The 15,963-nt window shown below is 59.4% G+C and carries 11 protein-coding genes; 1 reads left to right on the plus strand and 10 read right to left on the minus strand.

Going from position 1 to position 15,963, the window contains the following annotated elements:
• Window positions 1–465, minus strand: a complete 465-nt coding sequence (locus tag LOY68_RS05190) for a multidrug transporter (protein ID WP_163908550.1) — start codon at window positions 463–465, stop codon at window positions 1–3.
• Between the two features lie 163 nt (window positions 466–628).
• On the opposite strand from LOY68_RS05190, the gene LOY68_RS05195 reads away from it, so the two are divergent.
• Complete coding sequence (locus LOY68_RS05195; RefSeq protein WP_265043368.1) at window positions 629–3,280, plus strand: RHS repeat domain-containing protein; 2,652 nt, start codon at window positions 629–631, stop codon at window positions 3,278–3,280.
• Between the two features lie 182 nt (window positions 3,281–3,462).
• On the opposite strand, the gene LOY68_RS05200 is transcribed toward LOY68_RS05195, so the two are convergent.
• The 9 genes from LOY68_RS05200 to algK form a co-directional block, all read right to left on the minus strand.
• Window positions 3,463–4,914, minus strand: a complete 1,452-nt coding sequence (locus tag LOY68_RS05200; protein ID WP_054049739.1) for a mannose-1-phosphate guanylyltransferase/mannose-6-phosphate isomerase — start codon at window positions 4,912–4,914, stop codon at window positions 3,463–3,465.
• A gap of 210 nt (window positions 4,915–5,124) precedes the next feature.
• Window positions 5,125–5,778, minus strand: coding sequence for an alginate O-acetyltransferase AlgF (locus LOY68_RS05205; protein WP_054049737.1), 654 nt, complete (start codon window positions 5,776–5,778; stop codon window positions 5,125–5,127).
• A 14-nt stretch (window positions 5,779–5,792) separates the two neighbouring features.
• Complete coding sequence (locus LOY68_RS05210; protein ID WP_163908554.1) at window positions 5,793–6,968, minus strand: alginate O-acetyltransferase; 1,176 nt, start codon at window positions 6,966–6,968, stop codon at window positions 5,793–5,795.
• Window positions 6,969–6,979: 11 nt separating this feature from the next.
• Complete coding sequence (locus LOY68_RS05215; protein WP_054049733.1) at window positions 6,980–8,545, minus strand: MBOAT family O-acyltransferase; 1,566 nt, start codon at window positions 8,543–8,545, stop codon at window positions 6,980–6,982.
• A 193-nt stretch (window positions 8,546–8,738) separates the two neighbouring features.
• A complete protein-coding gene (locus tag LOY68_RS05220; protein ID WP_082356679.1) occupies window positions 8,739–9,872 on the minus strand; it encodes a mannuronate-specific alginate lyase in 1,134 nt (377 codons plus the stop codon).
• Window positions 9,873–9,883: 11 nt separating this feature from the next.
• Window positions 9,884–11,344 (minus strand): alginate O-acetyltransferase, encoded by a 1,461-nt coding sequence (locus tag LOY68_RS05225; protein ID WP_054049730.1) that lies wholly within the window; start codon window positions 11,342–11,344, stop codon window positions 9,884–9,886.
• Window positions 11,345–11,354: 10 nt separating this feature from the next.
• Complete coding sequence (algG, locus tag LOY68_RS05230) at window positions 11,355–12,941, minus strand: mannuronan 5-epimerase AlgG (protein ID WP_163908560.1); 1,587 nt, start codon at window positions 12,939–12,941, stop codon at window positions 11,355–11,357.
• 26 nt (window positions 12,942–12,967) lie between these two features.
• Window positions 12,968–14,455 carry an alginate export family protein gene (locus LOY68_RS05235; protein ID WP_265043376.1) on the minus strand — a complete coding sequence of 496 codons (1,488 nt, stop codon included), beginning with the start codon at window positions 14,453–14,455 and terminating at the stop codon, window positions 12,968–12,970.
• Window positions 14,452–15,957 (minus strand): alginate biosynthesis TPR repeat lipoprotein AlgK, encoded by a 1,506-nt coding sequence (gene algK / locus LOY68_RS05240; protein ID WP_163908564.1) that lies wholly within the window; start codon window positions 15,955–15,957, stop codon window positions 14,452–14,454. The genes LOY68_RS05235 and algK overlap by 4 nt, the downstream gene beginning before the upstream one ends.
• Window positions 15,958–15,963: the final 6 nt, after the last annotated feature.

Here is a 15,963-nt window from a genome sequence, read left to right on the forward strand (position 1 = left end):
TCAGTCGGAGAAACTACCCTGCAAACGCTCGGCGCGAAACTCCAGGGTTTGCGGACGGTAACCGGGGCGCAACGGTGGCAGCGGCAAACAGTCTTCCCAATTGGCGCCGGCCTGCAATTCGCCGGGGCCGCGATAACGCGGGGCGGCGTATTGATTGTCGGCCAGGTTGACCGTGTCGCCGGGCGCGTAAGCGGCGATGCGCCAGCGCAATTCGGTGAGCGGCACGTCGTTGCCGTTGTTCATCGTTAACTGCAACGGACGGTCCGCCGGGCACTGTTCCGGCGCGTAGGTAATGCGCAATTCAAGGCGCGCCAGTTGCTTGACCTCGCGGTTGTCCAGCCAGATCACCCACGTGGCGACCAGGCCCAAACCCACGGCGGCAGCCACGGACACCGGCAAGGCTTTGGCCGGGTAGCGCAACAACAGGATCAGCCAGGTGATGACCAGCAGGACGCCGATGAACATGTCGCACAACCTCGGGAAGGGAGAAGGTCATCCTACCTAAGCGTAGGTGCGGTTGGCGATGGCCAGGCGCAGCTTACCGTTCGTCCACCCTGTAATTTCTGACAGTAGCCAACTATTCCGTCGCCAGTATTAGATGGACGGACTGTTCAAGGAAGGCCCGTCAATGTCGACCACATTGTCTGTACACCGCCATACCCCGACCGTGACGGCCCTGGATTCGCGGGGGCTAGGGGTTCGCGCGGTGAGCTACTGGCGCGACGAGGACAGCAGGCTTGCGCAGGCCCGGATCAATCACACGACGCGCGACCCGTTCGGGCGAGTGGTTGCACAGTGGGACCCGCGTTTATGGGGAACGGCACAGGCCAATCTGGCGACGGTGTATTCCCTCTCCGCCAAGGTGCTCGGCACGGACAGTGTCGATGCCGGATGGCGGTTGGGTCTATGGGGGGAGGGCGAACAACAACTGGAACAATGGGACGGGCGGGGCACTCGACGACAGATTCGCTATGACGAACAGTGGCGACCGGTTGCGGTGTTCGAGAACGGCGAGTGTACGGAGCAGTTGGCTTATGGGGATAAGTCGCTCAGTGAGCGCAATCAGTGCGGGCGATTGGTTCGTCACGATGATCCGGCGGGTGTTTTGCTGTTCAGCAACTACGGATTGACTGGCTCAATAGATGAGCAGGAGCGGCGTTTCACGGCAGAGTCACCGTCAGGCGCGATCACGTACTCTCGCTTTAATCCGCTGGCAGAACGGCTGTTCCGGGTCGATGCTCAGGGCAATCAGCAGCGCTGGCGTCAGACCCTCGATGGCCGGTTACGCGCAGTAGATCTGCGCCTGAGCAATGCCACTGAATGGTTGCCGATGGTCAGCGCCATCACCTACAGCGCCCACGGTCAGGTCGAAAAGGAAGTGGCGGGAAATGGCGTGGTCACTGTCCTTGAGTACACCGCCGAAGACGGACGACTGAAGCGCTTGTTATCCCGAGCAGGACAAGAAGGTCCATTGCAGGACCTGCGTTACGCCTACGATCCAACCGGCAATGTGCTGAGCATCGAAGACGCGGCGCTGCCCATTCGCTACTTCGCCAATCAGCGCATCGAGCCGATCAATCGCTATGCCTATGACAGCCTGTCGCAACTGATAGAGGCCACCGGTTGGGAGGCCGGGACCGTCAAGCAGGGGCCCTTGTCCGAGTATTCGGAAAGCCTCGCCAATTACCGCCAGACCTATCGCTACGACGACGGCAACAACCTGCTCGGATTGATCCACATCGGCGCGCAAAACCCTGGCCATCGGCTGGTCGCCGCTGCACACAGCAATCGGTGCCTGCCCGTACGCGGTGGTGTGGAACCGGATGAAGGAGACTTTCGTAGCGGTTTCGACGCCAACGGCAATTTGCTGAACCTGCAACCGGGTCAGGCGTTGAGTTGGGACCTGCGTAATCAGCTTCGCGAAGTGCGCCCGGTGGAGCGCGAGGCTGGTCCGGATGACAACGAGCGTTACATCTACGATGCCGAGGGCATGCGCGTGCGCAAGATCCGCTCACTGCAAACCAGCGCCCGAACCAACACCCTTGAAGCCCGTTACTTGCCAGGCCTGGAAATCCGCACCCATAGCGGCACCGGCGAAGAACTGCATGTGATCGATATCCAGACCGGGCGCGGTAGCGTGCGGGTGTTGCATTGGGAGTCTGGGCGTCCGACGCAGATTGCCAACCATCAACAGCGCTACAGCCTGACGGATCACCTGGGGTCCAGCACTCTGGAGCTGGATCAGGATGCCAACATCATCACGCAGGAACGCTATTACCCGTTTGGCGGCACGGCCTGGTCGAGCGGCGAGGCGGTGCAGGTCAGTTACAAGACTGTGCGGTATTCGGGCAAGGAACGGGATGCGACGGGGCTTTATTACTACGGGTATCGGTATTACTTGCCGCAGTGGCAGCGCTGGTTGAATCCGGATCCGGCGGGAGAGGTAGACGGATTGAACGTCTATGCCATGGTGCGTAACGGTCCGCTGATCAACAGGGATCGATGGGGATTGAACGGAGACTCTGAGACAGAGTCGCCCGCGCCCAGGCGACGCATCGCCCATCAGCCAAAATCCGAGGCGGCATCAGAGGTGCAGCGCAAGGTGGCTTTCAAGAGATCATTCAGTTCGGCAACGCTGGGAGTTGGCGAAGCGGGCTTGTCTTCACCCAGCAAACAGGTATTTCGTAGCAGTGTTTCTCAGGGCGCGTTATCGGATCGTATGGAACAACCTGCTCCAAGCACTTTCGGTGGTCAAAAAAGACCGCGATTGGTGGAGACCTTTCCTGGAGAAAAAAGTCCTCTGAGTCCTGGCGAGACGGGCAAGAATGTATTTTTTCATTACACCGGTAAAAACGCTCATGCCGCCATACTGGCGACACAGGCGTTGAAGCCGTCAGAAAAAAATGTGCTTGGAAATCGGCTGCCACAGGGAATGGCTCGGCATTATTTCACGAACCTGAATCCATCCTATCAGCCACTTCAACGAACCTCGGAACTGATTTTTGGCAGGCGTTATTACGGCAATGCGCTGGATAAAATGTCCCACTATTTTGAAATCAATACGTCGGGATTGAATGTCATAAAAAGTCGGGACAACGAGCATGTTTTTTACGTCGAAACACCGTTTGATATTCCTTTGCAGTACAGGACGGGTGAAAACAGTGAGCGGGTCAGCCGAGTCCTGCGCCACGGTGAAACGCAACGTTATGCCGATGCCGCTCCTGCACGTACTGCCTGGCACGGGCCCCAGGTTCGCGCGACACAGCGTGCGGTGATCTGACCAGGCCACGGGTGAAATCAATGTCAGTTCACCCGCAGACCCCGACGCCTTCAAACGTTAAGGAAATCCACAGAAAGCCACTTCCAGACGAATCTACGGACAACAAAAAGCCCCCGACCAACCCGCTGCGGATAGGGAAAAACGCAGCGGGCTGGACGGGGGCTTCTTGTTTTACAGATCAATCACTGCGCGATGGTTTTCACCGAAACGCCGCGTTCGATCGGGGTCGAGCGACCGTAGATATCTTCGAACCGTTCGATATCGTCTTCACCCAGGTAGCTGCCCGATTGCACTTCGATGATCTCGAGTGGAATCTTGCCCGGGTTGCGCAGACGGTGGACCGAGGCGATCGGGATGTAGGTCGACTGGTTCTCGCAAAGCAGGAACACGTTCTCGTCGCAGGTCACTTCAGCCGTGCCGCTGACCACGATCCAGTGTTCGGCGCGGTGGTGGTGCATTTGCAGCGACAGGCACGCGCCCGGTTTGACCGAGATGTGCTTGACCTGGAAGCGGCCGCCCATGTCCACCGAGTCGTAGGAACCCCACGGACGATAGACTTCGCAGTGGTTCTGGGTTTCGCTGCGGCCCTGCTCGTTGAGGGTGTTGACCATTTGTTTCACGCCTTGGACCGAGTCCTTGTGGGCGATCATCATGGCGTCCTTGGTTTCGACGACCACGATGTTTTCCAGGCCGATCACCGACACCAGTTTGCCGTTGCCGTGGATCATGCAGTTTCTGCTGTCCTGGATGACCACGTCGCCTTTGGACACGTTGCCATTGGCGTCTTTTTCATTCACTTCCCACAACGACGCCCAGCAACCGACATCGCTCCAGCCAGCGGTCAACGGTACGACGCAGGCGCGCTGGGTTTTTTCCATCACGGCGTAGTCGATGGAATTGTCCGGGCAGCAGGCGAAAGTCGCTTCGTCGAAGGTGATGGTGTCGGCATCTTGCTCGCTGCGCTCAAGGGTAAGCAGGCAGGTGTCGTAGATGTCCGGGTCGTGCTTTTTCAGTTCTTCGAGGAAGCGGCTGGCGCGGAACAGGAACATGCCGCTGTTCCAGAAATAACCGCCGGACTCGACGTATTCGGTGGCGCGCTTGACGTCAGGTTTTTCGACGAAGTGCGAGACACGGCTGACGCCTTCAGGCAGCAGCGAATCATTGGTCGACTTGATGTAGCCATAGCCGGTTTCCGGTTTGGTGGCCGGTACGCCGAACAGCACCATCTCGCCGTTTTCCGCCGCAACGGTGGCCAGGGCCAACGCGCGTTGCAGGGCTTTCTGGTCTTCCAGGACGTGGTCGGCTGGCAGCACCAGCATCAACTCGTCGCGACCTTCGTTGACCAGCATCATCGCGGTCAAGGCCACGGCCGGCGCGGTGTTGCGGCCGAACGGTTCCATCAGGATGCGCTGAACTTCGAGCTTACGATTGCTCAGTTGCTCGTTGACGATGAAGCGGTGGTCCTTGTTGCAGACCACGATCGGGGAGTCCATGCCTTCGAACACCAGGCGTTCCAGGGTTTGCTGGAACAGGGTGTGTTCGCCGGTCAAGGCCAGGAACTGTTTTGGAAACTGTTTGCGCGAAAGCGGCCAAAGACGTGAGCCGCTACCACCTGACAAGATTACCGGAATCATGTTGTTACTCCTTAAAATCGATTGGTTAGAGCTACTGCGTTCTGTCGTTTCACTCTTGTTCTTGTTCCGTATCCGGATGACACCTCGGTCCACTGTGGGAGCGGGCTTGCTCGCGAAGGCGGTGTATCAGTCGACATCATGGGTGGATGTCAGACCGCTTTCGCGAGCAAGCCCGCTCCCACATGGAAACGGTTCAATCCAGAAAAATTATTAGCGCGTCGAAACCGGACGTTTCACCCACACTGGCGACAGGCTGCTGCCTTTGCCGGTGACGTACAGCACGGCCGCTTCACCGCGTTCCAGGGCAACCGGTTTCACGTCGCCGACTTTGGTGGCGCCGTCATACAGGGCCAGGCTGACTTTCACCGGGTTGATTTCACGCTCGCCACGACCCTTGGCCGCTACCGACGGAACCACTTCGGTCTTGCCATCGGCGGTTTTCAGGGTCAGGGCCTTGTCGCTCAGGTTCTGTACGCGAACCAGGGACTTCTGCTTGTTCTTGAACGGCGGCTCTTCGATCAGTTGTGGCGCGCCGCTGGCGTTGTTGACCAAGGTGTAATAGTGGTCACCGGCGAGTTTGACCGGCAGGGTCTGGCTGCCGACCTTGGCGCTGTAGTCGCCGCCCGGCATGAAGCTGAAGTCGCTGCTGGCCAGTGGCGCAACATCGCTCAGGTTGGTGGTGCCGACGGTGGCGCTGACTTCAGCGTTACCGGCGTTGTAGATCCGTACGAAGGACGAGCCTTTCGGTGCGGTCGGGCCATAGAGTGCGGCGTCGCCAGCGAAGGCGGACATCGACAACACGCTCATGCCTGCAACGAGTGCGAAGGTCTTGGCGAGACGGCGAGGAGTAGTAGTGAAAGTCATGGTGTACCTCTCTTTCAGTTTTGCGCCCGGTCGGGCGTCTCGGATTTAGTGTTTGCGGCTACGTTTTGTTGGCGCACGCCAGCTTCTTTGAGCTCTGCGACCCACTGCGGGTCGGCGTCACCGATTTCGTTGTTCACAGGCAGATAACGTTCAGGAAACTCCCAGATCAGCACCTGTGGCGGGCTGTTCTTGAAAGCATCGCTTTTCAGGTAGCTGAGCATCGGCAGAATCGGGCCGTGGCCGTCTTCGGCGTAATTGACCACGTCGCTTTTCAGCGCTTGTTTCAGCGCACCGACGAAGTTCCAGTTCGGGTTGGCGCTGTAGCTGGTGCCGATCAGGGCCACCGGCACTTCGTTGTTGGCGAACAGCGCGTCGTCAGCAGCAGGCTGGTCATCAGCCGCCACGGTGTTGCGCTTCTGCAGCGGCTCGGTGGCCGGCATCATGTTTTCGAACAGCGGGTCCAGCGGCAGGAACAGTCGCAGGTCGCCTTTGTGGGTGACTTTTTCCGCTGGGGCAGTGACGAAGTTTTGCGGTTCGCCGCTGAGCGGGGTTTTCTCGGCAATGGTCTTGGCCAGGGTTTCGGCGGCGATTTGCGCGCCTTCCGGAGTCCAGTGGGTGTCGGTGCGCAGGAACACTTGCTGACCGTCCAGCTTGGCTTTCAGCATCGGGCCGTACAGGTCGGGGGCGAGAATCTTGTCGGCTGCCACACGAGCGTGGAAGTCTTCATAGAGGTTGGCGTGAATGCTCGAAGGCTTCACTTCGCCCAAGTGTTCCGGGTACAGGCGAGTCTTGGCCGGCACGATGGCCATGACCAGTTTCACGCCTTTGGCTTTCAGTTCCTGGCGTACGCCTTCGACCAGCGCGTAGTTGCCTTGCAGGTTCAGCTCTTCGTTGACGATCGGGTTGAATTCTTCATCGCTGTACAACCACTGATCGCGACCGAGCACGACGCCCGGACGACCTTCGTTGAACAGTTTGAAATCCAGCGCGGCCCAGAGGTTGGTGCCCAGGCGCTTGATCGGGAACTCGGCGTCGTAGTGCGTCTCCACGGCTTTGGTCCAACGGCCATTCAGCACCGTGGTTTCAGCGCTGGTGCTGAACCCGAAGAAGCTGCGCGTGGACCACAGGCCCAGGACCAACAGCGTCACCAGGAACAGGGCGATGTAGAGGATGCGTAATGAGCGGGTCATGGTCAGATCCCTCAGAACTGGAAGTAAAGGAACGGCGAGAAGCTTTGCGCCGAGAGTTTGAAAATCGAGGCAATGAACAACACCAGCACCAGCGTGCGCATCAGGTAGCGCGGCCAGTCAGCGGACCAGTAGGCCGGTTGCACGGTGGCTTCAACGCCCACGGTGTAACCCGGCTGGTGGATGCTGCCCGGGTTATCGCCCGGTACGGCTTTGATCATTCCAGGCGTTGCGGTGGCCGGGCCATCGGCCTCGACGTTCACCACAGGCTTGGTTTTTTCCGGCGGACGATTGGTGTAGAAATCGCGGATGCCGAAGAACGCCAGGGTCATGTAAGCCACCACCAGGGTCGCGACTTGCAGGCCGGTCAGGCTGGCCTGGTTGAGTTCCGACAAAGACCATTCGCCGAAGCTGAACATCGCGCCGTACATGCGACCGGCAACGTGCAGGTTTTCCGAGCGGAAGATCACCCAGCCCATGACGACAAGCAGGAAGGTCAGTGCCCAGCGGATCGGGTTGATGCTGCGTGGCGAAGTGTTCAGGCCCAGGGCCTTCTCGATCGCCAGCCACATGCCGTGCCATGCACCCCAGACGATGTAGGTGATGTTCGCGCCGTGCCACAGACCACCGAGCAGCATGGTCAGGAACAGGTTGCGATAGGTCATCAACGTGCCTTTGCGGTTACCGCCCAGCGTGATGTACAGGTAGTCACGCAACCAGGTGGACAGGCTGATGTGCCAGCGACGCCAGAACTCGGTGATCGACTGGCTGATGTACGGCTGCTTGAAGTTTTCCATGAAGCGGAAACCCATCATCAAGCCCAGGCCGATGGCCATGTCGCTGTAGCCGGAGAAGTCGAAATACAGTTGCGCGGTGTAGGCCAGGGCGCCGAGCCAGGCGTCACCGGTGGTTGGTGCTTGCAGGGCGAAGCAATGGTCGGCCACCACCGCGAGGGTGTCGGCGATGAACACTTTCTTGATGAAACCCTGCATGAACCGCGTGGCACCCTCGGAGAACTTGTCGAGGGTGTGGGTGCGGTTGTTGAACTGGTCGGCGAGGTCGCGGAAACGCAAGACCGGGCCGGCAATCAGGTGCGGGAAGATCGCCACGAATGCAGCAAAGTCAATCAGGTTGCGGGTTGCCGGGGTATCGCCCCGGTAGACGTCGATGATGTAGCTGATGGACTCGAAGATGTAGAACGAGATCCCGATCGGCAACAGCACGTGGGTCAGGATGAACGGCGACAGACCGACCGAAGTCATCATCGCGTTGATGCTGTCGACGCCGAAGTTGGCGTACTTGAAGTAGCCGAGAATGCACAAGTCGACGGCCACGCCCAGGAGCAACCAGCGTTGGGCCGGTTTGGTCCGAACGCCTGCCGCGCCGACTTTGAGGCCGATCCAGTAGTTCCACAGCGTGACAGCGGCGAACAGCGCAAGGAAGTCGACGCGCCACCAGGCATAGAACACATAACTGGCGATCAGCAGCAGCAGGTTGCGATAGCGTATTCCGCTCAAGTAGTACATGCCGAGAAAGATCGGCAGGAACAAAAACAGGAATACGTTGGATGAAAATACCATCCCGGTCTCTCCATGTTTAACCAACAGTCAAGGGCCAACGGCCCCCCCGAACCCCCCACGAAAATCTAGAGGGCAACATCACTTCATTGTGGGAGCGAGCCTGCTCGCGAAAGCGGTGTTTCAGTCGACATCTTTATTGGATGTCAGACCGCATTCGCGAGCAGGCTCGCTCCCACAGGGGATTGCATCTGTCCTAAGAACCCTTGTTGCCTTTTTCATTGGCCGGGTCGTAGACCTTGGTCAAATCCCCACCGAGGCGGAAGGTTTTGAACGGCTGCATCTTGTGCTTCTGCGCCAGTACATCCGGCGAGCAGGTGTAGAGCGTGCAGAACGGTTCAAGCCAGGCGAATTTCGAATCGACCTTGAGGTCTTTCATGTCCTGTTCCTTGCCGTTCTTCTTCTCGAATTCCTCCGGATCTTTCACACCGGACAGCACTCGATCACCCAGGCGTTTCAGCGCGCCGTTGTTTTCCTGACGCAAATCCACACCGTTGACCAACGCAAAACTGGCGATCATCGACAGTGGCGGCAGGGCGTAGTTGTGATAGGAGAGGGCACGTTGTTGGCGCTTCAACTCGTTCGGCAGGAAGCCATCGGCATCCACCTGATTGGCGCCGACTTTGTATTCCTTCACCGACCAGTCGAACAGGTCGCGGCGGTTGGTGGCGATGGACGTTGCCATCACCGACCAGGCGGACCAGTACGAGTGGTTGTTGGTTTTCTCGAGCGGCAGGTTGTCCCAATCGCTGACGACCTGGTCTGCCATTTTGCTGAACCAGGCTTCGATCAACTGCGACTCTTGCTGGTGATTGGCCAACGGATGCGAGTCGGAGAACTTCAGGCGAATGTACGCCGACGCCATGCTGCCCAACGCCCATTTGCGCATCGATTTGCCGGTGTGGTTGAAGTCCTTGGACATCAAGGCATCGGCCTTGGCCCAGGCCGTCAGCCAGTTGAGCGTGCATTCGAGTTGTTCCGGGCGACCGTCACGCATGTACTGCATGACGCGCTTGCTGGTGCCGCGTTCCAGTTTGGTGATGTCGGCGGTGGTGTCGCGGAAGGCTTTTTCCGATTGCACGTTCAGGGTCGAACGGGCCTTGTCGGAACCTTCGTATTTGCTGCGAAATTGCAGGGCGCCGGTGTAAGGCGTCGGCATCGCGTCACAGCCTTCGCTGTTGTCGCCGGTTTTGACTTTTTCAATCGGCGCGAAGTAACCCTGGGGCGGACGCAGTGGCGCGGCGGCCTGGGTGGCGCCGGCGAACATCGCCAGCGTCAGCAGGGAAGGAGCGAGCAACTTTTTCAAAGTTCGGGTTTGCATGCATGTCATAAGAGGTAGCCTCATTGTCCGGCTTGAGCGGTGCGCTGCTCATTGCCGGAGAACACGTTGCGTTTGCAGATTTTCGCTTCGACTTTTTGTGGCGCGGCACCCGCTTCAGGGCCCTGGACTTCAACGGCCAGCAGATTCTGCGTGGCCCAGTCTTCGTCCGTACGCAACTCAAAGGCAAAACGCCCGTCGGTGTCGGAGGTTTCCGGTTTTTCGATTTTGATGTCCTCGTGGCGACCGTTCATGTACCAGAGGGTGGCTTGCAGGACTTTCACCGACGCATCGGCGAACTGGATGTCGACCTGGTGACTGCCGTTTTGCAGGTTCAGGTTCTTGCTGTTGACCATTAATTCGTTTTTGCCCGGCTTCAATGTGGTGCTACCGGTCATTTGTGTTTCCTTGCCTTCGCAACCGTTGTCCAGCAGCGCCATCATCTGGCGGTAGATGGTTTCCTGGTCGAGGCGATAGAGCGGCGAGAATTCCCAGATGAGGATTTTCGGCGGTTTCTTCTGGAACTCTTCGCTGCCCAGGTACTGCAGCATCGAACCTTCCAGGCCACCGCCAGGGAATGCCACGTTGAGGATGTCGGCACCGATAGCCTCTTCGAGGAAACCGGCGAAGTTGTAGTTCTTGCCACTGTGGCTGGTGCCGACCAGGGTGATCTCCGGATTGCCGGAGTCACTGAACAGGTCGCCATCGTCCGCTTCGCCTTTTGGCTCAGTGGTGAACTGATCCATGTACTGGATCGCGTAGCTAGTGCCACAGAGTTGACCGGCCATGTTGTGTAATGTTCCGGTCTTGCCCATGCGACCCGACTTATGGCTCTCGAACTCGCGCTTCGGCACGTCGGCGAAGGCCGGCATTTTCTTGATTTGCTCACCAACGATTTTCGCTGTGCGCTGTGCGCCGTATGGCGTCCAGTGTTGGTCACCGCGGAAGTAGAAATCGTGGGCCGGCAGGGTGTCGGGCAGCGTCTCGTTGGTCAGCGGCGACAGGTCCGGCACGGTGTAGCCCATGGCGGCGAAGCGGCCGAGCATGGTCTTGTAGTTCTTCAGGGCCTTGTCGAAATCGTACTTGGCCTTGTCTTCCGGATTCAGCTTGTTGCGGTTCACCAGGCCACGGGTCGGCTGGTAGACGACCACCAGTTCCACGCCTTTGCTCTTGAACGCATCGTGCAGTTCTTTCATGCGTTTGTAGCCGGCAGGGGAGGTGTCGAACTCGGTGCGCAAGTCTTCTTGCGTACGGAACAACCAATCACCCTGGGCCTGCACCAGCGTGGTGAAGTTCTGTTGATAGCGCGTGGTGTAATTCTTCGCGTCGTGGGCTTCCGGGCACAGGTTGCAGCACGGGTCGGCGGTGAACTTCGGCGCGGTTGCGCTGGCAGTTGCATCGTCGGCACGGGCGCCAGCGCTGGCCGCGAGAATCCCGAGTGTCAGGCCCGACAGGCTGAGTAATTTGATCAAGTGTGGGTGCATAAAATTATCCTCAGTCCTGCATTTCGGTCTGGCGTTCGACAGGGTCGATCAGCACGGCTTTCTGCTGGCGTACCAGCAGGTCGAGAATTTCATCCTGGCGCTCGCCAAGAATCCCGTTGAAGCTGATGCCACTGGATTTGGTCGGCGCGAGCATGGACACGCGGTACAACTCGACGCTCAGCGGCGAGTCGATGGACAGCGGTCCGCTGCCATTGCCGGCCAGTTCGCCACCGACCACGATCAGCGACACCTGGGCGTCGAACGGGTCGAGCTTGATGTCCCGGTCGGTATCGCTCAGGTCCTTGATGTGCCCGTAGACACCGGTCAGGCCGTTGGCCATGGCGAGGTTTTCGTAGAGGCGAATGTTCACGCTGTTACGAATCCGGATGCCGTGGCGCTTGTTGCTGATCACCTTGTTGCCCCACAACAGGTTGTCGCCACTCTCGTAGAGGGTGATGCCGTCGGTGTGGTTCTTGTAGATCTCGTTGTAGGCGATCAGGTTGTTCACGCTGTTACGGTCGATCACCAGCCCCGAGAGGTGGTTGTCGTAGCTGCGGTTGTTGAAGATGAAGCTGTCGTTGACCTCACGGGAAATGATGATCCCGTGCTTCTTCTTGGTCCCGTATACGGTGTTGTCCGCGATGATCAGACCGTGGGAGCGGTCATGCGGGTCAATGCCGTAGACGATGTTGTCTTTGTAGGTGTTGCCCTTGACCACAAAGTCGCGAGCTTCGTAGCAGTAGAAGCCGTACCACATGTCCGAGAACTCGGAACCGACGATCCAGCCAGTCGGTTCAGAACGCTTGAGCACCTTGGCCATGTTCGGCGTGTATTGGGAAATACTCACACCGTAGGACTTACTGTTGGCGTAGCCGAAACTGGCGATCTTGCTGTTGGCGATGTAGGTCTCGGTGCCGCCCCAGGACAGCAGGAACGGACGGAATTCCTTCGGCGTCTTGAACAGCGCCGGGCCATTGGCCTTCTCGCTCCACCCGGTGATCTTGGTGTCACGCACAAACAACTGGCCGTCGTTGACCATGAACGAACCGGCCTCTTGGGACAGGCGCAATTCCTGGGTCTGCTGGTCGATTTCGAGGATGCCCTTGCGGCCAACCACGATCGGCAACTTCGCCAGGTAAACACCCGGCGAGGTTTCGCTGATGTACTTCGGTTCTTTCTTGGCCAGGTCTTTCAGGTTCATGTAGCCGTCGTCGACGAAGATCGCCTGCGGGATGCCGTGCTGACGCACTACCCACTCGGCCATCTTGTTGTCGCCGCCGATGAAGTCCTTCAAGGCGTCTTCCTGCATCATCCGGCGCACGCTGACCTTGCCCGGTTTGGTCCGCACGATTTTCGCGGCGATGGCTTCGGCGGTGTAGCCGGAAGTATCCGGCAGCTTCGGCTTGGCCAGCTCCAGCGGCGCAGTCGGTGCGCTGGTGACGGTGTAGGTCTTGGCTTGTTGCAGTCCTTTGGCCAGGGTGGCCGGCTGGCCTTTTTGTGCAGGCGCAACCGGCTCCGCATTGGCGAAGGCGACCGAGCTGGCCAGCAGCATGGCACCGGCCAGCAACGTGATCGAACCTCTCTTCGGATAGGTCATGTCGGGCACTCCTTTCGCGGCTCGCATCAGAAGCGCCAGATCACGTCGATAAACGCGCGGTGCATGTACGAATCGACTTCTTTGCCATAGGCATCGCCGGGCTTGAACACACCGCCACGGAAACGCACCAGGGCCGAAGGCTCATCGATCGACTGGCTCAAAGCGGCAGGCAACAGCCCTTGCTTGAAGTACTTGGTGACCACCAGGTCCATTTCCTGACCGAGGTCCTTGTTGCCATCCTGCAGCGGCAGCGAGGTGCTGGAGAGGATCGCGCCGGTGGCGTCGTCGGTGTTGTTCTCGACGGCGTTGATACCGTTGCTGCCCACCGGTTTGCTGCCGTCCACGCGCCAGAACTTGTGGTACACGAGGCTGGCGTCGTATTCGTCGTTGAGCATCCACGAACCGAACAGGGTCGCGGTTTGCATGTTGTTCATTTCGCCACGGAAGGCTTCGCCGAAACGGTGAACCCGCGAGCGAGTACCGGTGTAGTTCGAGCGGTTGCTTTCCAGGCCGTTCTGTTCGTAATCGGCGCTGGCGCGGGCATACGCTGCACCGACTTGCCATTGCGGATCGAGGCGCAGACGCACGCCGACATCGGTAGCCCAGCCGTTGAGGTCTTCACCGGTCTTGGCTTCGGTCGGGCGGGTGCCGTCGGCATTCAGCGCGTTGACTGTGTCGGTGTCGCCGCTCATACCGGTGATGCTGCCCCAGTAGTTGACGGTGTTGGTGTTGCGCCAGTTGTAGGCATCGCTGTCAGCGGTAAGGCCGAGCCAGCTGATGTCACCATTCTGTTTTTTGTCCAGCGAATCGCCGGCCACACCCGGTTCCGGGTAGTCGAGCTTGCCGTCATCGTGGGTGTGATGACCGCGAATCCCGACCCAGTTGCCCGGGGTCCACTGATACGCCGCATCGGCGTAGGCGTGCAGGCGATCCTTGTCTTTTGGCGCCAGCTCTTTCAAGTCGGTGCGGTATTCGCTGAAGCGTTCGGCAACACCGGCGTTGGCACGCAACAGGGTGGTGTCGAAGGTCCAGTTCAGGGCTTCGATGTTGCTGTCGCGCCATTGGCCGTCGTCATTGCGCAGGCGTTGGCGACCGAGCTTGAGCATCTCGCCCGGGTAAGGCGTGAGGCCGCTGTAGCCAACCCAGAATTCGCGCATGGCCAAGTAGTTTTTCTTGGACTTGCGATCACCGTTGTCGGTGGCCTGGGTGCCGTCGCTGTCGGACTGTTGCAGGGTGTCGGTTTCGATGATGTCGGTGGACGTCACCGCCTGACCCATTGCATAGGCGCTCCACGCGCCGCGTTCGCCGTAGACCCATGGACGCAGGTCGAGGCCCAGGCCATTGACGTCGCCGCCCTTGGCGGTGCCGAGGTCGGCGTCATCTTCGGACTGGCCGGTGACTTTAACTTCGAGGCCGTAGTTCTTGGCATCGGTCATCGCGGCCAGGGTCGGACACGACCACAGCAGGGCGAATGTCAGGCCAATACCTGCCTTGACGAATGGATTCAGCTTCATAGGGTTTCCTCGCCGTCTTCTTCTTGCAGGGCATGCAAATCCAGCTTGTTCTGGCTCGAGGAACCACGAACGGCCTGTTCTTGTTTCAACAGGCGTTGGGCCTCGGCGAGCTGGGCAGGCGGCAGTTGGGCTTCGAGTGTTGTCGCGAGCTCATTGGCTTGCGGGGTGTCCTGAGCCTTGGCCAACTGGCTGAAGACGTAGGCGTTGACCGGGTTGGGCTTGGTGCCCTTGCCTTGGGAAAACAGCTGGGCGATGGCGAAGTCGGCGCTGTTCTGGCCGTTGCGCGCAGCGGTCAGCAAGTGATCCAGGGCTTTTTGCGAGTAGACCTTGCCCAGGTAACCACGGCGGTAGATCTGGCCGAGGTAGTAATCGGCGGCGACTTCACGGCCGACGGCTTTCTGGAAGTGTTCTTCGGCGACCTTGGCGTCAGCCGGCACCCATTTGCCTTCGTAGTAGAGCTTGCCCAGCAACAGTTCGGCGCGGGGTTGATCGGCGGCGCGACCGTTGTCCAGGTACTTCATCATCGTGTCGACGTCGCCGAGTTCCGGAAAGTCGTAAAGCAATTGCGCCAGGCTGACCCAGGAAGCAGGGTAGCCAGGGGCGATTTCTTCGAGCAGCGACTGCGCGGTTTTCTCGTCAGTCTTGCCCAGGGTCGCATCACCGAGGACGCGAGCGACGCTGTCCACGCGTTGAGCGGAAACGGTGCCGCGTGCATGGGCGGCTTGCATCTGCTTGATCAGCTCGGCGGTCTGTTCTGGCTTGGCTTGTTTCTGGTAAACCGTGGCCAGTTCGACGTAGCAGATGTCGGTGGTGTTCAACGCGGCTTTGCAGATGGATTCGACTTCATCCAGGTGCTGGTCGTAAGTGCCTTGGGTGCGATACAGCAGCACTTGGGCCAGGCCTGCTTCCGGTTTGCCTTCGGCGCGCCATTGGCTGATCTGCTGCTGGGCGTTGATGTTCGGGAAACTGTGCGGGTATTGCAGGTACAGCATCGCCAGCGGGATCAGCGTATTGCCTTCGCCATTGGCCGAGGCTTTTTTCAACAGGCCTTCGGCTTCGTGCTGTTCGGCTTCAGTAGAACCGGGCTTGGCTACCAGCAGGCGACCGAGGCGAGCCTGGGCTCGCGGCGAAACGCCGACCGCGGCGCGGTAAGTCGCCTCGGCCTGTTTCATCTGCGCCGGGTCACGGCTGTCGACCTGGATATCGGCCAGGCCCACTTGGGCCTCGCTGTAACCCAGGTCTGCCAGTTGCTGGTAGTTCTGCTGCGCCAGCGCGGTGTCGCCGCGCTTCAGGGCTTCGTTCGCCAGGCGTTGGTCGGGCAGGCCGGCGCAACCGCTGAGGCTGACTGCCAGGGCCAGCGAGCAGAATGCAAAACCCATGTGGGAGCGGGCTTGCTCGCGAAGCAGGCGCTGCGGTGCATCAGGCAGACCGCGCTGATCCCTTCGCGAGCAAGCCCGCTCCCACAAGGTTTGCGGTGTTTTCAGGAGACTGATAATCGTCACAGGCAT

This window comes from Pseudomonas sp. B21-053 (assembly GCF_026016365.1).
Lineage (GTDB): Bacteria > Pseudomonadota > Gammaproteobacteria > Pseudomonadales > Pseudomonadaceae > Aquipseudomonas > Aquipseudomonas nunensis.

What these genes read in the sequence shown, in the direction of transcription:
- LOY68_RS05190 (WP_163908550.1), bottom strand. Translation starts at nt 465, where the DNA reads ATGTTCATCGGCGTCCTGCTGGTCATCACCTGGCTGATCCTGTTGTTG.
- LOY68_RS05195 (WP_265043368.1), top strand. Translation starts at nt 629, where the DNA reads ATGTCGACCACATTGTCTGTACACCGCCATACCCCGACCGTGACGGCC.
- LOY68_RS05200 (WP_054049739.1), bottom strand. Translation starts at nt 4,914, where the DNA reads ATGATTCCGGTAATCTTGTCAGGTGGTAGCGGCTCACGTCTTTGGCCG.
- LOY68_RS05205 (WP_054049737.1), bottom strand. Translation starts at nt 5,778, where the DNA reads ATGACTTTCACTACTACTCCTCGCCGTCTCGCCAAGACCTTCGCACTC.
- LOY68_RS05210 (WP_163908554.1), bottom strand. Translation starts at nt 6,968, where the DNA reads ATGACCCGCTCATTACGCATCCTCTACATCGCCCTGTTCCTGGTGACG.
- LOY68_RS05215 (WP_054049733.1), bottom strand. Translation starts at nt 8,545, where the DNA reads ATGGTATTTTCATCCAACGTATTCCTGTTTTTGTTCCTGCCGATCTTT.
- LOY68_RS05220 (WP_082356679.1), bottom strand. Translation starts at nt 9,872, where the DNA reads ATGACATGCATGCAAACCCGAACTTTGAAAAAGTTGCTCGCTCCTTCC.
- LOY68_RS05225 (WP_054049730.1), bottom strand. Translation starts at nt 11,344, where the DNA reads ATGCACCCACACTTGATCAAATTACTCAGCCTGTCGGGCCTGACACTC.
- algG (WP_163908560.1), bottom strand. Translation starts at nt 12,941, where the DNA reads ATGACCTATCCGAAGAGAGGTTCGATCACGTTGCTGGCCGGTGCCATG.
- LOY68_RS05235 (WP_265043376.1), bottom strand. Translation starts at nt 14,455, where the DNA reads ATGAAGCTGAATCCATTCGTCAAGGCAGGTATTGGCCTGACATTCGCC.